Raw genomic sequence first — 23,143 nt, 5'->3', positions numbered from 1 at the left:
TTGTTGTGTAGATATTACCCCATCATTGCGAGCAGTTGTAGTACTTGCGTGGCAATCTCATAAAATAATAACAGATTTCTGAGATTGCTTCATCAATTGCTATGCAATTTCCGTAGCTCAGATGGGAAAGCTGATTCACGCAACAACATCACGCGAGAATAACATAAAACCAATATAGATTTTAACAATTATGGATATAAAATATAATTTAGCTGCCGCTTACCGAATAATGGCGTATTTATCGCTGGATGATCATACTTATACTCATCTATCCGCAAGACCTAAAAATGCCGTTTTTTACTATATTTATCCTTTTGGACTAAGATTTGAAGAAGTAACTACAGAGAATCTTTTAAAAGTTAGTTTAGACGGACAAATTTTAGAAGGAGAAGAATATCAATATAATAAAACCGGTTACTTTATTCATGGTAGTATTTATAAAACACGCCCTGATATTTCTGCTATTTTTCATTATCATACTCCTGCAGCTATTGCCGTTTCTGCTTTAAAATGCGGGCTTTTACCGATCAGTCAATGGGCATTACATTTTTACGACAGAATATCATATCATAATTATAATTCTCTAGTACTAGATGCCGACAAACAGAGTAGTAGACTTGTTACTGACCTTAAACAGAATTATGTGATGTTACTTCGTAATCACGGTGCTATTACCTGCGGAAAAACTATTCATGAAGCTATGTTTTATACTTACCATTTAGAACAAGCTTGTAAAACGCAATGCCTACTAAATTCTACAAAAGAACAAGAGCTTATAATCCCTTCCGTAGAAATATGTAAGCAGACGGTAAAAGACTTATTATCGTTTGAAGAAGATTTAGGCAAACGTGACTGGGCAGCTTGGCTACGACTTGTGAAGATGTGATCACAATACTACGACCCCAGCGGCTTTACTTGCTTGTTTTAAGGATTTATCAAGTGTTGCTATTGGTAACCCCTAGGCATCATAAAGTGTTAATCCATATTGTACGGCTAAATCCATTGTCTCAAACCATATATGTTCCAATGTTATTTGATCAATTTTGATGTAAAGATCCTTTAAAGTATAAATTGCTTGGTGACGTTGATTTGCAGTAAGACGTTTTGCACGCTCTGCACATAATAATACATTTCCAATCTCAAGCCCCCAAATAGCAGGGACAATTGCTCCTTCTGTTATGGTTTTATCTAGTATATCCAAGCTTGCTACTTCATCAGGCATAAGCCATGATAAAGCAATTGAAGAATCTAAAACAAAAGAGACCATTTTTTACTTCTTACCCTCATTTTTGTAATTTAGCCATACTTCTAAATCCGATGGTTGTAAATTAATTTCTTTTGCAAGTTTTCGAAGTCTAAGAGCTGCAATCTTTGCTATTTCAATATTATTATGAGAATCAATAGGAACAATTTTTGCAGCAGCTTTTCCTCTTTTAGTAATTAAAATTTCTTCACCTTTACTAACTCGGTCTAATAATTTAGAAAAATGGGTTTTAGCATCAAAGGCTGTAATTGTGTTTTTCATATAATGAACTAGTTAATTAACTAGTCAGTTATAACATAAATTTAAATGTCAAAAACTTTAATAGACATCTTTCCAAAAACTTATAGAGAGGAATTTAAAGGAGACACGAAAGCACTTGTCACCGCAGCATACAAACTAGTACGTGAGGATACGAGTCTAGGCTTGATGTATAAATTACCTCTAGAAGCGAAGTTTGAGAAAATGTCTAATGCCTACAACCGCTACCGTGAATATGTGGAGGATGGAGTTTTATATGCTTTAGCATCTTTTTAAGTAGTGTATCACGCTTAAGTTTTGATAAAGAATCTAAGAAAGTTTTGCCGTTTAAATACTCTATTTCATGCTGAATTACAGTTGCTAAAAAGCCTTCTGCTGCTAGTTCTTGCTTATTACCGTTATAATCAAGATATTTTACCTTGATTGCTTTTGATCGTGTAATAGATGCTTCAATGCCTGGAAACGATAAAGAACCCTCAATAAAAGTTTGTTTTTCTTCTGAAAAATAAGTTATGTTCGGATTAATAAAAACTATAGGCGATGATTTATTATTTTCATGTAGGTCAACTACCGCTATACGCTTTAATATTCCTACCATATTAGCACCCAAGCCCACTGCCCTTTCTATATGTAAATTCTGAAGCATTTTATCGACAATAGTACGAATATTATCATCAACAATGTCTATATATTCTGCTTGTTTTTTAAAAATATCGTTTGGTGCATAAACTATTTGATAGTAAGGTTTATCTTGATTCATTAATATACTCCGATAAATGAAGAGTTATTTTTGCATTGCTAAATAAAGATAGATATCGTTATTGCGAGCGAGCATTGTTGCGTAGACCGGTTTTCCCGTCATTACAAGGAAATTACAAAGTAATTGATGAAGCAATCCAGTAAAAAATTCTAATTTACAGAATTTTTTAATTATTTTCTGGATTGCCACGCAGCCTACGGCTGCTCACAATGATGACTCAGTGTCCATGCAACAACGCCTCCTTGCAATGGTGTAGCTTTTTCAAACCATCAATATTTATTTAGCAATGCCATTATTTCATTACGATAGCTGATAATATATTCTGATTATAAGGTTCTTGCAAATGATATGAGCGTCTTTTACTTGGATATTTTAACGGATTTGTGTAAGTATCTTCAGCAATATTTTTTATATCTTTGACGCCTGCTTCTTTAAGTTTTAACTCTACAAAAGCCGGTAAATCAAACATATAATGATTTTCTTTTATAGAGTGTATAAAAAACTGTTTATTGTTAATATCCTTACTTAAGAAAGCTTTATAATATTCATCATCAACTTCATATGAACTTTGAGCTATAGCAGGACCTATCACTGCTATTAAATTCTTTGCTCCTTTTTCTGTTATTTTAGTAACTATATTGCTAATAATATTATTTATACTTCCTTTCCAACCTGCATGTGCCGCTCCGATTATTTTACCGTCGCCGCTTGCAAGTAATACCGGTACACAATCTGCTGATTGTACCGCTAATATTAAATTTTTCTTAGTTGTAATGCTGCCATCTGCTTCAGGTACGGCAATTATGGACTCATCAGCATTAACAATTTGATTGCCATGTACTTGGTTTAAAATTAAAATATCTTGTGCTTTAAAATAAGTAGTAATAGATTTTTTGTTTTCAACTATTTCTGTTTCATTTATAGAGTTATTTTTTTTTATATATCTATGACTAGAATTATTGAATGTTTTATCAAAAATTTTATAATAAACTGATCCGTTTATTAATCCTTCCATGAAAATATCCCATATTAATTATAATAGTTTTATTAATACTTTATCCGGTCGTTTACAAAAAAATAAACAGCTAGAAAAAATAATAGCACAATTTCATCAAGACTATAACCTAATCCCTATTATTGGCGTAGAAATAGAGTTTTATTTAAGTCACAATATTGATATAGCTAAATTTGAAATACTTTCAAGAAAATACTTAGCTAGATTTAAAATTGCTAAAATAAAAAAAGAAAAAGGCAATAACCAATTTGAAATAGATCTTCCCCCTTCTGTAAACTTAATACAATATATAAAAAATATATTAGAGGTTAAAACTATTTTAAAAAAAATGGCACAGCAGTTAAACGGTTATATAGATTTTTCGCCTAAGCCGTTTTTGGATGATTATGGTAATAGTATGCATTTTCATATTAATTTTAATTCCGAGTTCAATGATTATTATATAATTTTAGCAGCACAAGGGCTATGTCACTATATGTTAGACACCCTACTCGCTTTTATGCCTACTACTCTAGATTATGCACGGATAAATAAAAAATTCATGGCTCCTACGCATATATCGTACGGTGGAAATAATAGAAGCGTAGCCGTACGAACTCCAAATGCTTTTCCCAAACGTTTAGAACATCGCTTATCTTCCCCCGAAACCGATCCATATATAGCAATTTTTACTATTTTAAAGTCAATATTGTTGGCTTTAAAATCTCCAAGTTCGCTCCAAACAATAGAAAAAATTTACGGGAATGCTTTCGATCCACAATATAATTTAACTCCATTACCGACATCATCTCAGGCGAGCTTTATGTTATTTAAACCGGATTTTTTTAAATAATTTGTATTTTGTTCACAAAACCTAAAAACTAAACAATAATTGTTTTTTACAACTAAAATAAAGATTGATATAAAATATTAAATATAAAATTGCCGAAATTGTTTCAATTAAGTATTTTATTTTTCTGATGAAGTGCTTTAAGCTGCACTTCACTCTATATTTTCATAATTTTTCATTAGATAATTAAATTCCGCACCATAGATAAATATCATATTTATAATATAGAAGAATATTAATGTAACTATTATACTACCAAGTGAACCATACATTAGATTTAACTGATTATAGTAGACTATATAAGTTGAAAGCAAATAGCCGCTTATTATCCATAATATCACAGTTAATAAAGCTCCTGGAAATACATCAATAAAATTTAGTTTTACATTAGGTAATATATAATACAAAGATGAGGCACCTAAAAATAATAAAATTAAAATTAAAAAATATCTTATAAAATTTAAAATGATCTTATATTTTTCAATGGTCTCTAATATTATCGGAATTTTTGTAAATAATATTGGAATCACCACTAAAAGAAACATAGTAAAGGTAATCAAGGCACTAATTATAAGAAACTGTATAATACTAAGTAATCTTCTTCTTATATAAGGGGGTGGAGATTTTATTTGATATACACGATTTAAAATAGTCCTTAAACATTCTACAAAAGAAGAAGCAGTCCAAATACTGCCTACTATGGCAAGATTCATTAAACTTTGAGGAGGAGCACTTAGTAATTCGCGTATTCTTTTTTCTATTGATTCCGTTGCTTGTTCCGGAAGACTCTCTAGAAAAATTTGTATAAAATTTTGACCAAGTTCTGAAGCTCCTAAAAAGCTTGTTAAAGCTAATAAGAATACTAGGAAAGGGAAAATAGATAAAAGTATCATGAATGACATATATCCCGAATGTTCAACGCCATCATCTTCTATTGTTCTAAATAAGGCTACGTAAAGACAATTAAAAATTTTTCTCATTATAAAAGCTAAGTTGTTATTATTAATTTTATATTTAATCTTAAATAAGTTCGCTGTAAATAATTAATTTATAATTAAAATGAAACTATACTTTATCCTTGATTTGAAATATTAATATAGAAATGAAATTTTTTCCTTGCATTAATTTTATATTTTTCTATAATGCACCAAAAATTTTATTTTTTATAAATTGTTAATTTATGCTTCAGTAAATAAGTTTTTAAAACATAAGGTATTCATATTTTACAAATAATTTTAAAGTTCTTATGATATTTTTATTTGATAAGAAATAATTTTGTTCTTTAATAATTATTTACCAAATGATTACAAAAAACTTAAAAAATGTTATTTTATAGTTGCTTATAATATTAATTTATGGTATTATTTCTACTTACACTTGGATAAGTTTAACGGTATTAAATTATTAATAACCACATGTTTTATAATAATATAGGCTAATATCATTTTTGTTCAAAGAAAATTTTTAAATATAGATGTAATTAGTAGCCAAGGAGAGGATAATGGGTAGAAAAAACGATATTATACAAAAAATCGATAGTTTTATCGGCAAGAAAATTTATTCTTTAAGACTCGCTAAGGGGTTGTCTCGTCAACAACTGGCTGAAGTAATTGATGTTACGCATCAACAATTACAAAAATACGAAAAAGCAATTAATAGAATTTCTGTAGGAAGGCTAGTACTAATCGCAGAAGCTTTAGATAGGAATATTGATTATTTCTTTGAAGGTTTAGAAGAAGCTAATAAACCGCAGCCCGTACATACTCAACATCAACGTATGTGCATTGAAGTTTCAAGAAATTTTATGAAAATTAATAGCACGGAAGAACAACAAGCCGTTAATAATTTAGTAAAATGTTTAGCTGGAAAGAAAAACTAAAAACTAATGCATAACGGCAAGCTGCCATCCTGATTACGTTGTGATATAATTTATGTCATCCCCGCAGAAGCGGGAATAACATTGCTTGCCTTGATAATATACAGAATACAAATCTTGATCAGCGTTGTGGAGGGGAAGACTCTCTTTTAATAGGTGTTGATTTATTTAAATTTTCCGACTGAATGATATCTCTTGCATTCATTAATGCTCCCATAATTTTTATATTCCCTTTGATATTAACTCTATCTCTTCCTACTACCATTTTAGCTTTTTCAATATCTGGATTATCTTTACTTATAGGTTTTAATTTAGACTTTCCTGATACTACCCTTACATCTTCCGTTTTAACACTAGGGTTTTCAATTGCTTCTGATCGTTTTTGTTCTTGTAATAACTTATCTATAGTTTGTAAACGTACCTCTTTAGATAAAGTTTTATCATCAATTAAATTAGTTTTAATGAAACTTTGCTGTTCTTCAGTAGAAGATTTAGTACCAAATGCCTTTACCAGCTCATCTACTTTTTTTATTGCTTCCTCTTTTTTTTCTTCAAGAGTTTTAAGGTTACCATTTGGAGAAAGCATAGCACGAAAATTATTGACTTTCTCAACTGCAAGCTTAGAGATATTATTTAATATACTAGAAGTTTCTTGTACAATTCTTTCTTCTGCCGACACTACCGGTTCTTTAGATTTTTCTAATGCTTCTATAACAGGATTAACAGCGTTAATTACTTCTCGAGCTTTGTTATATATATCATCGTGAGGCTTGTGTTCTTCTATATTCTGTCCTTTGAACCCTTCAGTTAAATTTTGAGTGTCTCTATCTAAAGCTGCCTCACTCGCTGCATCTTTAGCTTTTTTAAGTGCCTCTTTCTCAGAGTCATTAATATTACTATTATCGATCCCGCTAGAAACTGCCTTAGTTATTTCAGGACCTCCTTTGCCTTCATAAATACCGTCTACTAACCCTTTAGTCATTAGCTCTCTATCAGGTAAATTGGTCTGACTTTCTGCAATACCTTTTTCCGCTGATGCCATAATAAGTGCTTTATTAGGTAAGGATAAAGAGGTATCACTATGAGTAGCTATAGTCTCGCCTACCCCTTTAATAATCGCTGCTTTGTCTTGAGCTTCAAGCGAGCTTCCTGCAATTGTGTTAGTAATTGCTTGAATTATTTCGCCTTTGACTTCTGCTGTAGCCGGACCATCTAAAACATTAGACGTAATGGCTTGTATGTTTGTTGTTTTTAATTCAGTATTACTTAGAGGATCAAACAAAATATCATTTACTTTTTTTATTGTATCTTTTTTAGTTTGTTCTGCCATAATCTTATATAAATGCTGCTGCATCAATTGTTGTTGTGCCGGACTGAGAACTTGGGCTTCTACACCTTTCTTTAATACAGAACCTAATAATTTTTGTTTTTCCGCATTGCTTAATTCAGATACATTAACCTTATCACCTACTGCTATAAGCATTTTATCTTCAGGAGAAAGGTTACTTTTTATTACAACATCCTTAATACCGTCAATTGCTGCAGCTCTACTTGCATCATCTTTAAGACTTAAACCGACATCTACTGCCTTTTCTAACATCTGCTGTTTTTGCTTCGGCTCAAGATTCTCTGAATTTAAAACGATAGCTACTGTAGCTTCAAGCATTTTTGATTTTTCTAGGTTTGGGGTATTCTGATCATTTTTTATGGTTTCTAATACTGCATTGACTCCAGTTACTTTTGCATCCGGTTTGAGGTTTTTATTATTGACCGTATTTTCAGCTAAAGCAATGATATTAGCTTGCTTTTCAGCAATATCACTTTTCTCATTATTAAGAATTGCCGTGGCTGCTTCTTTAATTAAATCAATTTGTTTATTGCTATCAATTGCTTTTGTTAAACCTGCATTTACATAATTTAATAAATCTTGCATGCTGCCTGATAAAGCCGTAGCTGTATTAAGAAGATTTGGATTCACTTGTTGCGACTGTGGCATTTGTGAAGTCTCAGGTTGCAGTGGTTGGTTAGTAGGAGTAATTGGCGGTACTTGTTGTTTATACTGAGGTGGTTCAACCGATGAACTTGTTGTTTGCTGTGGAGTTATTAGCGGTTGTTCCTTACTTTGTCCTTGTCCTATTATAATATCTTCAGCTTGCGATAAATCAACGCTCTGTCCTTGGTTTAGTTCTACCTCCTTCATCATTTCTTTATATTTACCGCGTGTTACCGCAAGTGTATAAATTTCTCCACCATGCTCTATATAAGCTATTGCGTCATCTCCGGTTCCGGCAAATTTTAAAGGTTTTGGTGAGCTTATTTCTTTAAGTTGAGGTTTACCGTTTGGTCCTTCTTCGTAGTGGGCAGTGAAATATACGGCTTTATCTTTGGAGGGCTTTGTGCCATCAGCTTTTAATGCTACCATCGATAAATGCATTGACCCATCGGCTTTATCAAGTTTTATAGGAAAATCTATTTCCCTATATGAGCTGATCTGAACCTGAGTACCGTCTTGTTTAGCTAAAGTAAAAGGCTTAGTTTTAACAGTTGTTTCATTTAAGGTACAGAGTTCATCACCTGCATCATTTTTAACTACTGTTGCTCTAAGATCGTTTGCACTTACGTGATTTTCCCACTGTACCGGTTTAAATCCACCAGGGTATCCACTAGCGGCGCTAAATGTATTATGCACATTTTTATAGCCGGCTATTTCTATTGATTCTAATTTCTTTTTAAGCTCAGGATTTTCTAAAGCCTTATCAATAAATTCTCTATTAGCCGGATTACCGAAAAAAGTACTTAATGTTTTATCTTTTTCTTTTTCCTCTTCTATTTCTTTTCTTTTTTGTTCAGCTAAATCACGGTCTGTAAGGGCTGCCAGGTCTTTTAATATTTGTTCTATTAAATTATCTTTTTGCGGTTGTATAATTGTTTCTCTTACAGCCTTGGTTATTGGGTCTGATGTCTGACTGTCAGGAGAGATATTGCCTGATAAAGCACTCATTGAAGGGGTAGATTGAGCAAAAGATGCAGAAGTAACGATAAAACCATCGTCAGCTTCTAGTGCTGGGGTTGTAGTTTGAGATAAAAATTCTTTTTGTTCTTGTTCTAATGTTTGCTTTTGTTCTTCTGTATATTCCTTATTTGCTAAAGGATCAAATTCACTTGTATCTAGGTTACCGTCTTTACTCATAAAACCTCTCATTTAACCAAAAATTAATTAGCATAAACTGTAAGTGATGCGTAGTCAAGCCGATGTTGTTACATTGATCTTTACCCTCTTATGTCATTCCCGCGTAGGCGGGTATCCAGTCACTAAAAAGTCTAAGCACACTAGATTTTTCAATTAAAAGCTCGATTTATTTCGCTTTTTTCTGGATTCCCGCCTACGCGGGAATGACATAACATATCCTTTTTTCACAGTTTGAGTTATACTGTCAAAGATAGTATATAGAGATTTTAGTAATATCAAGAAAAAACTAATATTATTGAGAAAATTTAATAGAATTTTTATATTCTTTATTGAGTGCTTTAGTTGCCCAAAGCCAGGTTAAGCAAGTAATTATAAATATAATCATTAAACAGGTGGAAATAGATTGATAACTAGCGGAAGGTAATATTATAAATACCAATGATTGTAAAAATGCACTACCAGATTTACCGAGTTTTGTACCTATCACGTCGGCAGCAGCTTTGCCTTTTATTTTTATTTCCGGATCTAAAGGAACATAGGCCATTTCTTTTGTTGAATCAAATAAGGTATATTTGCTTGATTTACTAAGCACATTTTGAATAGCACCTATTGTTATAGCAATTAAAGCAGGATCGGTTAGAATAAAATTTGCTATTATTAAGCCGGCAAATCTTTCAAAATTATTAACGGCAAAAAATAATATACCGGTAATAAAAACTATTAAAGGGGTGATAACAGCCGCCGTAAACCAGCCAAGTCTTCTAACTATATTTGAACCAAGTACGACAAATAAAATAGTAAATACTCCGGTATAGCTCAAATAACTTCCTATAAAAGCTGCATATTCGGTTGGAGTTTTATAAATTTTAGTAGCTGCTGCTTTCCAAGGACCTTCTACTAAATTAATGGCAATGCCATAGCAGATAAGCAAAGTTGCAATTAATCTAATATGTCTTGACGATAGAAGCATCTGAAAACTTTCGGCAATAGTCATAGATTTTTTCTTTGCTTTAAACCTGAGTAACGCCATATGCTCTTTGTCTAGTACTTTATGATTAAGCAACCAAAAAGTTTTAATAGCTATTATTCCTAAAATTAATACTATAGTTAGTATAATTTGTATAGAAAGTGTATGAAAAGACGATTGCAATGCAAATTTATTAGTGACGTAATCATTAATATTACTTAGATTTTCTAAAAACTGCCCTGCTAAATAAATACCTGTTTGACTAAGTAAACCGAATAACGGATAAAATCTTTTAGATTCTTCTACTGTAGTAATATTATTAACAAACTGCCAAAAAAGTAATGCGAAAACTACGTTTGGCCATAATTCGGCTATTATATAAAATAACGAAAAACTCCATTTTGATAAAAGCCATATAAACCATTTTAAATTAGGTAAACTTGCCATTAAATTTTGAACGGTTACAGGACTGAAATGCAGCATTTCATGATTTGGAAAAATAACGTAAGCAAAAAGAGCAAAGAATGTTAAAAATATTGATATAATAAGATAAAATATATTTTCTGCTTTCATCTTATTAACAAGCTTTACATATATAGCAGTCATTAAAAAAGCTGACGGCATCACTCCCCAAAACTTCAAAAACGAGATAATCTCGGCACCGATCATAGTAGTAACAATACTATCTTTTAAAGCTCTGATTAGATTTTGGATAAATAAAATACAGAACATTAATAAAGTGATGAATAAAAATTTAGAAACTTCATGGCGTTTTATAGGCCAGATATAATCGGTAAGTTTAGAAAAATAGCTATTGATTTTAGAAGAAGAATTTTCTACATTACTGGGGTTAATCGTCATGATTTGGTCTAACCTATCTTGCTATTGGCTAGAGTTATATATTAAAGATTGTCTAAATTTAAGTCAAGTTAAAATCACATTAAAATGAGTAATTATTGGTTAAATATTTATAAACCAAGAGGTATAAGTTCTGCTCAACTTGTTAGCATAGTAAAAAAAATACTCGGTAAAACCAAGATAGGACATGCCGGTACTTTAGACGTAGAAGCGGAAGGAATATTACCGTTTGCTGTAGGTGAAGCTACAAAACTGATACATCTGCTAGTTGATGCTAGAAAAACCTATATTTTTACCGTAAAATTCGGAATGCAAACCAATAGCGGCGATTGTGCCGGTAAAGTAATAGCAACGAAAGATTGTATCCCTTCTCAAGAAGAAGCTTATGCCGTATGTTCTAAATTTATCGGTAACGTAACACAAATACCGCCGGCTTTTTCAGCTCTTAAAGTTAACGGTGTAAGAGCTTATAAATTGGCTAGAGAGGGAAAAAAAGTAGAATTAAAGCCACGCAATATAACTATTTATGATCTAAAATGTTTAAATTTTGATGAGAAAAATGCTACCGCTACATACTATACGGAATGCTCAAAAGGTACTTATATAAGGACTTTAGCAGAAGATTTGGCATTGTCCTTGCAAAGTTTAGGATTTGTGATAGAATTACGCCGTACTCAGGTTGGAATATTTAAAGAAGAAAATGCTATCCGAATTAAATCGCCTGACGAAATTACCAAAAATGCCCTAGAGGAAAACAGTATAAAGATAGAAGCAATACTGGACGACATCCTGGTTCTTGATGCAACTGACAGCCAAGCACAGCAAATTAAATATGGACAGAAATGTTTATTTAATTATGAAAAAGACTTTAGACATCTTGCCAAATTTGCTTATAGAGAGGAATTTAAAGGAAACACGGAACGCAACACCACAGCGTACACTTTAGTACGTGAGGATGCGAGTACCGGATTGACGTACAAATTACCTCTAGAAGTAGAGTTTGGCAAGATGTCTGTTGATCTTTTGTGGGTTCGCTATAAAGGCACTTTGCTTGCAATAGGTAGCTTAAACAAGAGTTGCTTTAATTCTTTACGAGTATTTAATTTAACACAAGACTTCTTTTAAAACTGGAAGTCTATATATTTAAGGAGAAATTATCGATGTCGATTACTACAGAACGTAAACAACAATTAATTAAAGAATATGCTATAACGGAAAATGATACCGGTTCAAGTGCAGTGCAATGTGCTATCTTAACTGAAAGAATCAATAATTTAACCGAGCATTTTAAATCTAACCATAAAGATCATACTTCAAGACGCGGATTATTAATTTTAGTTGGGCGCCGCCGCAGATTACTTAACTATATTAAAAAGAATAATGTTAGCAAATATTTAGATTTAATAAGTAAGCTAGGAATTAGAAAGATTAAGTAGTTGGATAATCGTCATTGCGAGCAGCCGTAGGATGCGTGGCAATCTCGTCAAATATCCTGAGATTGCTTCGTCGAATTACTTCGTAATTTTCCTCGCAATGACGTGGTAGAATACAATAAAATATAAATTATGAAATGAGATAAATAGATGTTTAACGAAATAACTAAGAGTGTTACATGGAACGGCCAAGTTCTTGAGCTTAGTACAGGTAAAATAGCAAGGCAAGCTGACGGGGCAGTTACAGTAAAAATGGGTAATTCCGTTTTATTATGTACGGCAGTAGTAGCTAACAAAGCAAAAGAGGGCATAGGTTTTCTTCCTTTAACAATTAATTATAGAGAAATGGCATATGCTGCCGGTAAGATACCAGGGGGATTTTTTAAACATGAGGGAAAAGCATCAGATAGAGAAGTTTTAGTATCTCGTTTAATAGATAGACCGATTAGACCATTATTTCATCCGGCTTTTGTGAATGAAACGCATGTAACTTGCAGTGTTCTTTCATATGATCCTGAAACTCCGGTAGATATACTTGCAATTATCGGTGCATCGGCTGCACTTAGCCTATCCCCTGCTCCTTATCTAGAAATAGTTGCGGCAAGTAAAGTAGGTTTAATCAATGGTGAATTTGTTTTAAATCCGACACTTGCATTATTAAAAACAAGTCAGCTTGATTTAGTAGTTGCAGGAACATCAGATTCAGTAATGATGGTTGAATCGGAAGCTCATTTACTTTCTGAAGAACAAATGTTAGAAGCCGTAAAATTTGGATTTGAAAGCTTTCAGCCGGTAATAAAGATAATTAAAGAACTAGCAGAAGAAGCTAAAAAACCAAAACTTGAAATGCAAGCTTTATATCCTGCTTCATTAAAGAAAGAAATTGAGAAGTTATTTGTAAAAGAAATTGAACAAGCTTTTGCAATTAAATCTAAACAAGAACGTAGCACTAATTTAGATTTAATACCTGAAAAAGTTCTTACACATTTTGTAAGCGACATAGAAAATAAAAAATATAGTAATTATCAAATCGAATCAGCTTTAAAAGCTATTGAATCAGATATATTACGTAACGAGATTTTAGAAAAAAATAGACGTATCGATGGAAGAAGTACCACGGATATAAGACAAATTGCTTGTGAAATAGGTTTACTACCTTCCGCACATGGTTCAGCTTTATTTACTAGAGGTGAAACGCAAAGCTTAGTTAGTACTACATTCGGTACTAGTTTAGATGAGCAGATAGTTGACAGTTTAGAGGGTGAGTATAAAGAGCGTTTTATGCTCAATTATATCTTTCCGCCCTACTCTGTAAATGAAGCAATGCCAATGAAAGCACCTAGTCGTCGTGAAGTCGGACACGGTAAACTCGCATGGCGTGCTATTAATCCAATATTACCTAATAAAGTACAATTTCCTTATTCTATTAGAGTAGTTGCCGAAACTACGGAATCTAACGGTTCTTCTTCAATGGCAACTGTTTGCGGTAGTTCTCTTGCTTTAATGTATGCTGGCGTACCGATAAAAGCACCGGTTGCGGGTATTGCTATGGGACTTGTTAAGGAAGGTAAAAATTTTGCCGTATTATCGGATATTCTCGGCGATGAAGATTATTTCGGTGATATGGACTTTAAGGTTGCAGGAACTAGCGAAGGGATTACTGCATTACAAATGGATATCAAAATATCCGGAGTAGATTTTAAAATAATGAAAGTAGCTTTAGAGCAAGCACGACTCGGTCGTTTGCATATACTGGAGCAAATGAATAAAGTTATCAGTAAACCAAATAACGAACTAAGTAAAAATGCTCCTTCTACTACTACTATAAAAATAGATAAGGATAAAATTAGAGATATTATAGGACCGGGCGGTAAAATAATAAAGGAAATTTGTGAAACTAGCGGTGCTAAAATAGATATAAGCGATGACGGTACGGTGTCTGTTTATGCTTCAGATAGAGATAAGCTAAAAGTTGCCTTAGATAAAATTAAAGCTATTGTCGTTGAACCTGAAATCGGTGAAATATTTAACGGTACGGTAGTGAAAGTCTTAGATTCCGGTGCTTTTATTAATTATGTAGGTAATAAAGACGGCTTTGTTCATATTAGTGAAGTATCAGGAGAAAGAATAGAAACGGTTAGCAGTGTTTTAAAACAAGGCGATATAGTAAAAGTTAAGCTAATAGGCTTTGATAATAAAGGCAAAGCAAAATTAACTATTAAAAATGCCGATAAAGATAAATCTTCAAATAATACAAAGCCAAAAACTAATGTTAATAATACTAATAAGGACAATTCAGAACCTGAGCAGCGACGTGATTCTAGTAAAAAACGAGCTTGGAATGAAGATAATAATGCTGAAACTGCTGAAGTAATTACAGAACGTAAGTATTTTAATTGATATGAAGCTTAATCGTCATTGCGAGGAAGTTACGAAGTAATTGACGAAGCAATCTCAGGAGTTTGTTATTATTTCATGAGATTGCCGTGTAGCCTACGGCTGCTCGCAATGACGGTTCGGGTATCCACAAAAATAGCTCATAATACTAATAATTTGCTGGATACTGTGGACAAGCCACGGTATGACAATGAGTAAATAAATGACCAACACAAATAATTACCGAATCATCGCAAAGAGGGTTATTTCTAGTGAAGCAAGTGCTTTAGAAAAATTATCCGAAAATATCCCTGAAGACTTTAACAGAATTATAGAATTTTTATTATCTTTCAAAGGACGGATAATCCTAACCGGCATAGGCAAAAGCGGTTATATTGCAAGAAAAATAGCTGCTAGCTTTTCTTCAACCGGTATGCCTGCTTTTTATTTACATCCGGCAGAAGCAAGTCACGGCGATTTAGGTATGGTGACGAGAAATGATCTAGTAATTATGTTATCTAATTCCGGCGAAACTAAAGAACTATTTAATATAATTGAATATTGCAAGAACTCTTCCATAAAAATTGCTGCAATGACAATGAATAAAAATTCTACTTTAGCTAAAAGAAGTGATTTTTTATTAATAGTACCTGAATACCCAGAAGCTTCTGTAATTGAAGTTCCTACTATATCATCTTTAATCATGCTATCACTTGGTGATGCTTTAATGACTGTTATACATGAAAAACGAGGCTTTACTAAAGATGATTTTAAAATTTATCATCCGGGAGGTACAATCGGCGCTAATTTAACAAAAATTAAACACCTAATGCGTAGCGGTGATGAAATACCTTTAGTATATGAAGATACTTCCTTTGCCAAAACTATAATTATTATGAGTAAAAAACGTTTAGGTTGTACGCTTGTAACAGATAAAAACCAAAATTTGGTGGGAATTATAACTGATGGGGATTTACGTCGTCATATTAACGATCAAATCCACTTAAAAACAGCATCAAGCATTATGACCAAAAACCCTATTCATATCTCATCGGAAATATTTGCAAAAGAGGCTTTAAATTTAATGAAAGCCAAGAATATCACTAATATACCGATTGTTGATGATAATATTATTATAGGCATTATTCATATTCATGATTTACTACGCATAGGGGTTAGCTAAAATCTATGCCCTCTTCTTATAAACTGCGAAAAAAAATTTGGAAATCTGTATATCTTTTAATAACAGTTGGAATTTTATATATAGGGTATATATTAATTAAAAGCGGTTATATTAATGAAAAAAACGATATTAACGTTACAAAAAAAAGTTTAAAAGACAATAAAAATTTTGATTTAAAGTATAATATTATATTGAAAGATTCAATTTTTGAAGGAGTAAATAAAAATTTAAATGCGTATAAGATTAAAACTGAACGAGCTATAAAAGAGTCGAATAACAAATATAAACTAGATATAATAAATGCTATTTATAACGTAAATCAAGACCAAACTCTTATTATCAATGCGAAAGAAGGCTTTTTAGATGAAGAATCAAGCATATTAGATTTAAAAAACGATGTAAAACTTTTTTTTGATGAGATCATATTTAACACTAACGATGCAAGGATTGATTTAGTAAATAAGAATATAACCGGTCATTCCCCTGCTAAGTTACTTTACAAAAACTCTTCAATTACTTCGGATAGTTTTAATACAAAAGATGAAAATAATATTATAATTTTTAAAGGCAATGTCTCTACAATCATCGATTTATCGGATTAGACATCTTGCCAAACCAGCTTATAGAGAGGAATTTAAAGGAGACATAGAATGTAGCACCGCAGCGTACAAAGAAGTACTTGAGGATACGAGTACCGATTCGACGTCTAAATTACCTCTAGAAGCGAAGTTTGGAAAGATGTCTATTATTAAACTTGTTTTACTTCTTATAATTAGTACTATAATATATGCTAATGATAAAAATATTTCAAATTTACATATCACATCTGATAGTTTAATTATTGATAGAACCAAACAAAAAGCAGCATATCTTGGAAATGTTATTGTTTACTTCGATAATGCGATACTTAGAACGAAAGAATTATATATTTTTTATAAAACAATAGATGAAAAGCAAACTATTGATCATATAGTTGTCCCTACTAAATTGACTGTAGAAAGAAAAATAAATAATGAATTATTACTTGCAGATAGTGCTAAATATTTTTGCGATAATAAACAACTTATTCTACTTGGTAATGTAATATTACAGCGTGACGATAATGTTTTAAAAACTAATAAACTAATCTACTATGTAGATATTATTAAAAAATAGAGCTATTTACCGTTGGTACGTCATTGCAGCAAGCGATTGCAAGAAGTGTGACAATCCAGAAAATAATTAAAAAAATGCTAAAGATTAATATTTTTAACTGGATTGCTTCGTCAATTACTTACGTAATTTTTTTGCAATGACGTTGAAAATTAATCCACGCAACAAAATCTTAACAAATAAAAAAGATGGACAGCTTACACGTTAAAAATATATCAAAATCCTACAAAAAAAGGAATATATTAACTGATATATCTCTGAATATAAAACAAGGAGAGATAGTTGGTTTATTCGGTCCGAATGGAGCCGGTAAAACAACTTGCTTTAACATTATTATCGGTTTAATGAAACTGGACTCAGGGCAATTACTTTTAAATGATATAAATATTACCAACTTGCCTATTTATTTACGAGCAAGGCTTGGACTCGGTTATCTTCTTCAAGAACCTTCGATATTTCGGGAATTGTCGGTTGAAGATAATATTAAGGCTGTAGTTGAGATATCTAACAATGATAAAGAAGTAATTGAACAAAAAACCCATAATTTGTTAGAGAAGTTTTCGATAGTGCATTTAAAAGATTTATCCGCTGCTAGCTTATCAGGCGGTGAAAGGCGTAGGCTTGAGATTGCACGTGCACTTGCAATAGAGCCTAAATTTATCATGCTTGATGAACCGCTTGCCGGTATTGACCCGCTTGCTATTTCCGATATTAAAAATCTAATTACTTATTTACGTGAATTTAATATAGGTATATTAATTACCGACCATAATGTACGTGATACTCTAGATATAGTCGACCGTGCTTATGTTATTTTTGAAGGTAAAGTATTATTAGAAGGAAGCGCTAAGGAAATAGCAAATAGCAAGAAAGTTAAGGAAGTGTATTTAGGTGAGAGCTTTAGTTTCTAGACTATGCAAACTCGTCATTGCGAGCGACTTGCAGGTGTTGTTGCATGGATTGTTTTATGTCATTCCCGCCTACGCGGGGATAACATCGAGTAGGTTTTCCGAGCATGCAACAAGGCTCTTTTGTAGGAATGACATAAGAGCCATGTAATAATATTCAAAACAGTTTTCTATGCAAATTAACAAAGAAATTTTTAGGGCTTATGATATAAGAGGCAATAGCCTTAAAGATTTAACGGAAGAAGTAGCTTATAAAATCGGCTTTGGTTTTGCCGAGATGACTATAACGAAAGATAACGATAAAATCTGTGTCGGTTTAGACGGTCGGCTTAGCTCCCCTACCCTTTGTAAAGCTTTAGAACTAGGATTAACTAATGCAGGGGCTGAAATCATAAATATTGGCGTAGTTCCAACACCAGTTTTATATTTTGCCGATAAACACTTTACGCCCGCCGGTAGTATTATGGTCACGGGGTCACACAATCCTCGTGACGATAACGGCTTTAAAATACTACAAAACGGTAAACCTTTTTTCGGTGATCAGATACAGGAGTTATTGACTAAGATTTTGGATAACTACTCCAATACCACACCAGCATCCCCTTATGTCATTCCTGCGAAAGCAGGAATCCATAATATACAATCTAAATACCTAAAACGTATTTTAGATGGAATAAACATTAATCCAAAATTAAAAGTGGCTTGGGATTGTGGCAATGGAGCAACCGGCGATATTGTTGAAGAACTTAAAAAGCATCTCTCAAACAAGAATATAATCATACATAGTAAGATTGACGGGAATTTTCCAAGCCATCATCCTGATCCTACAAATCCTGCTAATTTGCAGGAGTTAATAAAAGTGGTTAAAGAACAAGATTGTGACCTTGGTATAGCTTTTGACGGTGACGGTGATAGAATCGGCATTATAAGCTCAAGCGGTAAAATATTATTAGGTGATCAAATTTTATGCATTTTTGCTGAGGATATTTTAAAGGAAAATCCAAACGCAACTATAATAGTTGATGTAAAAGTCAGTCAATTTATAGTCACTAAAATAAAATCATATGGAGGACATCCTATAATATGGCGAACAGGTCATCCTTTTATTAAAAGCAAAATGCTTGAGACAAAGGCTTTACTCGCTGGCGAAATGAGCGGGCATATATTCTTTGCCGATAAATATTTTGGTTTTGACGATGCAATTTATGCAGCTCTTAGATTTTTAGATTTACTTAGTAGATCAAGTAAAACTCTAGATGAGATAATAGAGGATGTACCGAAAAGCTATAGTACACCGGAAATTAAAATTTTTGTTCCTTCAGAGTTAAAATTACAAATTATTAAAGAGATTAAAGAAAAATCATTAGAAGAGAAAATAGAGTTTAATGATATAGACGGTGTACGAGTAAATACTGCACATGGTTGGTGGCTCTTGCGTAGCTCTAATACCGAATCTATTATAGTTGCAAGGGCTGAATCAGATAGTAAGAATGGTTTAGAGGAAATAATCACTATAATTAATAAATATCTTGAAAAATACGGGTTATTAATTAATTATTAAAACATTATTGCTTTCTAAAATATTATTTTATATATTTTTCTTACATTAAATTAATATAAAGAAAAATAATATTTGTTGATACTAAATTAGTTACAATAACGCCAATAAGGTGTAAATACATTAAATATTAACATTGAGGCACCATTAGTAATAAAACATAAAGACCTTGAGCCTACTGATAATCCTCTTAAAAGTGACGTAGCCGCATCTAACGGTTTAAATAGTCTGACCATTAACTACAGTGATGCAGGCTTATTTAGTGGTCCAACTATTAGTTATGACAACAAACTTGGTACAATAACATTTAGTGGACCAGCAGATAGTAATGCTAATACTGACACTTTAGGAAATACTAATGAAACCGTTTAAGGGTATGAGGTCATTCCTGCTAGGCGTTGTTACATGGATAGGTTTTTCCGTCATTGCGAGGAGTTGCGTTAGCAACGACGCGGCAATCTCATAAGATAATATAAAAAAACTCCTGAGCTTGCCACGCCAGCATAAATGCTGGCTTGCAATGACGATACAAGTTTGTATTTATTAGTTAAACAAGTGACAAAGAAAGAAATATACTCAAATGATTTGGAGAATGGGAATGTAAAACGAGGAGCGAGTATGCAAAGCCTATATTTAATAGGTGATCCGAAGTGTTGCAGAAACAATTCTTCAAAGCAGAAGAGTATAATTATATTATGCGGGCCGACTGCTAGCGGGAAGTCTTATTTAGGTCATGAACTGGCTAAAGCTTATAACGGCGAAATCATTAATATCGACTCAATGCAGGTTTATAAGGAAATTCCTATTATTACCGCCTCCCCTCCGAAAAGCTACAAAACTGAAATCTTGTATCACTTATATAACTTCTTATCAATGACAGAAGATTTCTCGGTAATAAAATATCTAAAACTTGCGACAGAAAAAATAAAAGAAATAACCGACAGGGGTAAGCTACCTATATTAATAGGTGGAACGGGTTTATATATTAATTCTTTAGTTTTTGGCTATAATAATATTCCTGATATATCAGAAGATTTACAAGAACAGGTAAGAAATTTACATGTTAAAATAGGCAATATAGAATTATGGAGTAAATTAGAAAAGTTTGACCCGCTTGCTGCTTCTAAAATAAACCAAAATGATACTCAGCGTTTAATTAGAGCTTATGAAGTATTCATGCAAACCGGTAAATCTATTTTTTCTTTTCAAACTTTGCCAAAAGAACAAATCTTATCTGATTTTAATTTCAAAATTATTTTCTTAAATCCTGAGCGAAAGTTTTTATATAAAACATGTGATGAGCGTTTAGATAAGATATTTAAAGAAGGGGCAATTGACGAAATAGCTTTAATAAAAAAGCAATTTGCTCCTAAAGATTATACAAATTTGAAAGCTGTAGGGATAAAAGAAATTTTAGCTTATTTAAACGGCAATCTCACTTTAGATGAGGCTTTAAATGCAGCTCAAATACGAACCCGTCAGTATGCTAAAAGACAAGTTACTTGGTTTAAAAATCAGATACAAGATAAAATAACATTGGAATATGCTAACCAAGAAGAATTTACTCAAACTTTAAAAAACCCTTTTAAAATTATATAGCTTATCTACGTATTGCTTCTTTCTTTTTATTATTGGAAATAGGAGTAATGGAAAGTGTATTTGTCTTAGGTCCTACAATATTAATCTTACTATTTAAATTTGAGACGATACTTTGTGCTTCTTTTAATACATCAGCCGGAACTTTATTTTCTAATTCTGGTTTCTTATCAGATTTTTGATTAAAATAACCAACTCCCGCTTTAACAACATTTAGTATTTGTTTAATAATATTCAGTGCTTGTCCTTCTTTCCAAACTAAACGTACCTATACTAGTAGCAACATTATAATTCTTGCTTATCGAGCTTATTTATACCGGGTACATCTTTTAAAGTTTTATCTAAAATACCTGTAAATATTTCCTTATTATCGTTTAAATATTTTTTGATCTCGGGATTATCTTTAGTTAACATTACCAATTCTTTAGCTATTCCCGTATAATCACCTTTAACAAATCACCTTTAACAAATCCATCAAAAACCTTTTTTAATTATTCAGGATTATCAAGTAATATAGGCATTACATTCGTAAGTTTTGTAGTATCTTTTGTTTCTAGTCCATAATTTTCAAGCTGCTGTTTATAGTGTAGCTATTTTTTTCATCTTGCTCTAAAATGCCTTTAATTAAATTATCGAATAACCCCTCTTTACTTTGCTCTACTAATATATTTTAACTTAAATGAAGGTTCGTTAAAAGCAGTAATTACACGGCTTGTTACGGTCATATCATCGCCTTTATTTATATCTGTAATAATAGCATGTGCAATTTCCGGTTTTGACATAACTTCACCTACTATACTAAGCATTTATTTATCGAAATTATATTCTTGCGTTATGCTTTGTATATTCGGAGTATTTTCAATAATAGCTACGGCAATATCTGGTAAGACTGTTTTATTATCAGCAAAAAAACTTTTTAATTTATCGTCACCCGCTACCATTTCTAAAGATTTCTCGCGAGCCACCATTACTCCTTGATTTGCATTCAGAGTATCAAAAATCTCTGTTGTTTCAGGCATTTTATTTAATAAAGTAGGAATAGTATCTACATCAACTTTATAGCTTTCAAAATATTCTTTTAAGAAAGGTTTAGCTTGTTCTTTAGTTTCTATTAAGAAACCTTCTATAATTATTTATTTTTCAGGAGATAATTTATTAAACCTTTTTAGAGCATTAGGATTGTTTATATTTTCAGCCAGCTCTTGTTTAAACTCAGGATGTTCATTAAATATTTTTATAACTTTTGCATATGTGTCATTTACTTTGAGGTTTTTGTAATATCAAAAGCTTTGATATAGTCGCTTGGAAGTATTTCAGTTATGTAATTCGCAATATCGTTACTTTTTTCATTAAAAAATTTTCAGCAATTTTTATCCGTGGATAACATTCCTAATGTTTTAGAAGTTACTTTATTATAGTCCGGTACTTCTTGCTTTATCTTAAGTGCAATTTCTTGAAGGCTTTTAAGTAAAGCATCATTTTTAAAACATTCTTTTAGTATTTCGAGTCCCTTTTCATCGAAAGCACTCTTATCTTGAAATTCTCTAAAACCTGCTTTTGCTAAGATTTGTCCTATTTTTGGTAAATCATCGGCATGCTTTTTTAGCAAATCCTATATTTCGGATTTTTCAAGAACAGATTTTTGAAACTTTGAATCTATCAGAGGAGCTTGCAAGTTTAACAAGATTATAACTATTTACGGGATTAGTGAAGGCAAACTTCGTACCTTTTAATAATGCTCCTATACTAACTGGTAATATTTTTTCTTTAGAGATGCAAGGTCATAAATAAAGCTTGTCAATGCCTTTCTGCATCAGTAGAAGATAATGTCCTTTTAACAGTTTTATTAAAATTCTTTAATTTAATATCTTTAATGGAATTTGTAACTGCCGTAAAAATAATGAAATATATTTAATTACA

Annotated in this window: 19 protein-coding genes and 3 pseudogenes; 13 read left to right on the top strand and 9 right to left on the bottom strand. The window is 31.9% G+C overall.

Annotated elements, in window-relative coordinates; genetic code table 11:
- The first annotated feature begins 190 nt into the window (after window positions 1-190).
- Window positions 191-886 carry a class II aldolase/adducin family protein gene (locus RC_RS03395; protein ID WP_010977301.1) on the top strand — a complete coding sequence of 232 codons (696 nt, stop codon included), beginning with the start codon at window positions 191-193 and terminating at the stop codon, window positions 884-886.
- A 72-nt stretch (window positions 887-958) separates the two neighbouring features.
- Here RC_RS03395 and RC_RS03390 read toward each other — a convergent pair whose 3' ends face one another.
- From RC_RS03390 to pgeF, 5 genes and pseudogenes are all read right to left on the bottom strand, one after another.
- A complete protein-coding gene (locus RC_RS03390; RefSeq protein ID WP_010977300.1) occupies window positions 959-1,267 on the bottom strand; it encodes a type II toxin-antitoxin system VapC family toxin in 309 nt (102 codons plus the stop codon).
- 3 nt (window positions 1,268-1,270) lie between these two features.
- Window positions 1,271-1,525: a type II toxin-antitoxin system Phd/YefM family antitoxin gene (locus RC_RS03385; protein ID WP_004995655.1), complete on the bottom strand. Its 255-nt coding sequence runs from the start codon at window positions 1,523-1,525 to the stop codon at window positions 1,271-1,273.
- 205 nt (window positions 1,526-1,730) lie between these two features.
- Entirely contained in the window at window positions 1,731-2,282 is a 552-nt protein-coding gene (gene def, locus RC_RS03380) for a peptide deformylase (RefSeq protein WP_010977298.1), read from the bottom strand.
- 108 nt (window positions 2,283-2,390) lie between these two features.
- Window positions 2,391-2,473, bottom strand: a pseudogene (locus RC_RS11015) (lytic transglycosylase domain-containing protein); the annotation flags it as partial.
- A gap of 101 nt (window positions 2,474-2,574) precedes the next feature.
- Complete coding sequence (pgeF, locus tag RC_RS03375) at window positions 2,575-3,297, bottom strand: peptidoglycan editing factor PgeF (protein WP_010977296.1); 723 nt, start codon at window positions 3,295-3,297, stop codon at window positions 2,575-2,577.
- Here pgeF and RC_RS03370 point away from each other — a divergent pair.
- Window positions 3,296-4,129 (top strand): glutamine synthetase family protein, encoded by an 834-nt coding sequence (locus RC_RS03370; protein WP_010977295.1) that lies wholly within the window; start codon window positions 3,296-3,298, stop codon window positions 4,127-4,129. The genes pgeF and RC_RS03370 overlap by 2 nt on opposite strands.
- A gap of 149 nt (window positions 4,130-4,278) precedes the next feature.
- Here the strand turns inward: RC_RS03370 and RC_RS03365 are convergent, their stop codons facing one another.
- Window positions 4,279-5,106, bottom strand: a complete 828-nt coding sequence (locus tag RC_RS03365; RefSeq protein ID WP_010977294.1) for a YihY/virulence factor BrkB family protein — start codon at window positions 5,104-5,106, stop codon at window positions 4,279-4,281.
- Window positions 5,107-5,627: 521 nt separating this feature from the next.
- Here RC_RS03365 and RC_RS03360 point away from each other — a divergent pair.
- Window positions 5,628-6,005 (top strand): helix-turn-helix domain-containing protein, encoded by a 378-nt coding sequence (locus RC_RS03360; protein ID WP_010977292.1) that lies wholly within the window; start codon window positions 5,628-5,630, stop codon window positions 6,003-6,005.
- A 118-nt stretch (window positions 6,006-6,123) separates the two neighbouring features.
- Here RC_RS03360 and RC_RS03355 read toward each other — a convergent pair whose 3' ends face one another.
- Window positions 6,124-9,192 carry a Sca4 family spreading effector gene (locus RC_RS03355; protein ID WP_081420739.1) on the bottom strand — a complete coding sequence of 1,023 codons (3,069 nt, stop codon included), beginning with the start codon at window positions 9,190-9,192 and terminating at the stop codon, window positions 6,124-6,126.
- Between the two features lie 292 nt (window positions 9,193-9,484).
- Window positions 9,485-11,020, bottom strand: a complete 1,536-nt coding sequence (gene tlc4 / locus RC_RS03350; protein ID WP_010977290.1) for an NTP/NDP exchange transporter Tlc4 — start codon at window positions 11,018-11,020, stop codon at window positions 9,485-9,487.
- A gap of 84 nt (window positions 11,021-11,104) precedes the next feature.
- Here tlc4 and truB point away from each other — a divergent pair, with 84 nt between their 5' ends.
- The 10 genes and pseudogenes from truB to miaA all read left to right on the top strand — a co-directional run bounded on the left by truB (window position 11,105) and on the right by miaA (window position 21,226).
- Window positions 11,105-12,142, top strand: a complete 1,038-nt coding sequence (gene truB, locus RC_RS03345) for a tRNA pseudouridine(55) synthase TruB (RefSeq protein WP_010977289.1) — start codon at window positions 11,105-11,107, stop codon at window positions 12,140-12,142.
- A gap of 35 nt (window positions 12,143-12,177) precedes the next feature.
- Window positions 12,178-12,453 carry a 30S ribosomal protein S15 gene (rpsO, locus tag RC_RS03340; RefSeq protein ID WP_004995678.1) on the top strand — a complete coding sequence of 92 codons (276 nt, stop codon included), beginning with the start codon at window positions 12,178-12,180 and terminating at the stop codon, window positions 12,451-12,453.
- 147 nt (window positions 12,454-12,600) lie between these two features.
- The gene (gene pnp, locus RC_RS03335; protein ID WP_010977288.1) at window positions 12,601-14,850 is read left to right on the top strand and encodes a polyribonucleotide nucleotidyltransferase; all 2,250 of its coding nucleotides are present in this window, start codon (window positions 12,601-12,603) and stop codon (window positions 14,848-14,850) included.
- A gap of 199 nt (window positions 14,851-15,049) precedes the next feature.
- Window positions 15,050-16,009, top strand: a complete 960-nt coding sequence (locus RC_RS03330; RefSeq protein ID WP_010977286.1) for a KpsF/GutQ family sugar-phosphate isomerase — start codon at window positions 15,050-15,052, stop codon at window positions 16,007-16,009.
- 5 nt (window positions 16,010-16,014) lie between these two features.
- Window positions 16,015-16,611, top strand: a complete 597-nt coding sequence (gene lptC / locus RC_RS03325; RefSeq protein ID WP_010977285.1) for an LPS export ABC transporter periplasmic protein LptC — start codon at window positions 16,015-16,017, stop codon at window positions 16,609-16,611.
- 136 nt (window positions 16,612-16,747) lie between these two features.
- Window positions 16,748-17,164, top strand: coding sequence for an LptA/OstA family protein (locus tag RC_RS03320; RefSeq protein ID WP_410003122.1), 417 nt, complete (start codon window positions 16,748-16,750; stop codon window positions 17,162-17,164).
- A 185-nt stretch (window positions 17,165-17,349) separates the two neighbouring features.
- Complete coding sequence (gene lptB, locus RC_RS03315) at window positions 17,350-18,072, top strand: LPS export ABC transporter ATP-binding protein (protein WP_004995684.1); 723 nt, start codon at window positions 17,350-17,352, stop codon at window positions 18,070-18,072.
- A gap of 169 nt (window positions 18,073-18,241) precedes the next feature.
- Window positions 18,242-19,630: a phosphomannomutase/phosphoglucomutase gene (locus tag RC_RS03310; RefSeq protein WP_010977283.1), complete on the top strand. Its 1,389-nt coding sequence runs from the start codon at window positions 18,242-18,244 to the stop codon at window positions 19,628-19,630.
- 65 nt (window positions 19,631-19,695) lie between these two features.
- Window positions 19,696-19,999 (top strand): annotated as a pseudogene (locus RC_RS11010) (hypothetical protein).
- A gap of 135 nt (window positions 20,000-20,134) precedes the next feature.
- Window positions 20,135-21,226, top strand: coding sequence for a tRNA (adenosine(37)-N6)-dimethylallyltransferase MiaA (miaA, locus tag RC_RS03305; RefSeq protein ID WP_010977282.1), 1,092 nt, complete (start codon window positions 20,135-20,137; stop codon window positions 21,224-21,226).
- A 285-nt stretch (window positions 21,227-21,511) separates the two neighbouring features.
- Here miaA and RC_RS10275 read toward each other — a convergent pair.
- Window positions 21,512-23,098 (bottom strand): annotated as a pseudogene (locus tag RC_RS10275) (hypothetical protein); the annotation flags it as partial.
- Window positions 23,099-23,143 lie beyond the last annotated feature (45 nt).

This window comes from Rickettsia conorii str. Malish 7, assembly GCF_000007025.1.
Taxonomy (GTDB): domain Bacteria; phylum Pseudomonadota; class Alphaproteobacteria; order Rickettsiales; family Rickettsiaceae; genus Rickettsia; species Rickettsia rickettsii.
The sequence above is the reverse complement of the archived record's forward strand: the minus strand, read 5'-3'. Positions and strand labels throughout refer to the sequence as shown.

Coding starts and splice junctions, on each gene's coding strand:
- RC_RS03395 (WP_010977301.1), top strand. CDS start 191: ATGGATATAAAATATAATTTAGCTGCCGCTTACCGAATAATGGCGTAT.
- RC_RS03390 (WP_010977300.1), bottom strand. CDS start 1,267: ATGGTCTCTTTTGTTTTAGATTCTTCAATTGCTTTATCATGGCTTATG.
- RC_RS03385 (WP_004995655.1), bottom strand. CDS start 1,525: ATGAAAAACACAATTACAGCCTTTGATGCTAAAACCCATTTTTCTAAA.
- def (WP_010977298.1), bottom strand. CDS start 2,282: ATGAATCAAGATAAACCTTACTATCAAATAGTTTATGCACCAAACGAT.
- RC_RS03370 (WP_010977295.1), top strand. CDS start 3,296: ATGAAAATATCCCATATTAATTATAATAGTTTTATTAATACTTTATCC.
- pgeF (WP_010977296.1), bottom strand. CDS start 3,297: ATGGAAGGATTAATAAACGGATCAGTTTATTATAAAATTTTTGATAAA.
- RC_RS03365 (WP_010977294.1), bottom strand. CDS start 5,106: ATGAGAAAAATTTTTAATTGTCTTTACGTAGCCTTATTTAGAACAATA.
- RC_RS03360 (WP_010977292.1), top strand. CDS start 5,628: ATGGGTAGAAAAAACGATATTATACAAAAAATCGATAGTTTTATCGGC.
- RC_RS03355 (WP_081420739.1), bottom strand. CDS start 9,192: ATGAGTAAAGACGGTAACCTAGATACAAGTGAATTTGATCCTTTAGCA.
- tlc4 (WP_010977290.1), bottom strand. CDS start 11,020: ATGACGATTAACCCCAGTAATGTAGAAAATTCTTCTTCTAAAATCAAT.
- truB (WP_010977289.1), top strand. CDS start 11,105: ATGAGTAATTATTGGTTAAATATTTATAAACCAAGAGGTATAAGTTCT.
- rpsO (WP_004995678.1), top strand. CDS start 12,178: ATGTCGATTACTACAGAACGTAAACAACAATTAATTAAAGAATATGCT.
- pnp (WP_010977288.1), top strand. CDS start 12,601: ATGTTTAACGAAATAACTAAGAGTGTTACATGGAACGGCCAAGTTCTT.
- RC_RS03330 (WP_010977286.1), top strand. CDS start 15,050: ATGACCAACACAAATAATTACCGAATCATCGCAAAGAGGGTTATTTCT.
- lptC (WP_010977285.1), top strand. CDS start 16,015: ATGCCCTCTTCTTATAAACTGCGAAAAAAAATTTGGAAATCTGTATAT.
- RC_RS03320 (WP_410003122.1), top strand. CDS start 16,748: ATGTCTATTATTAAACTTGTTTTACTTCTTATAATTAGTACTATAATA.
- lptB (WP_004995684.1), top strand. CDS start 17,350: ATGGACAGCTTACACGTTAAAAATATATCAAAATCCTACAAAAAAAGG.
- RC_RS03310 (WP_010977283.1), top strand. CDS start 18,242: ATGCAAATTAACAAAGAAATTTTTAGGGCTTATGATATAAGAGGCAAT.
- miaA (WP_010977282.1), top strand. CDS start 20,135: ATGCTGGCTTGCAATGACGATACAAGTTTGTATTTATTAGTTAAACAA.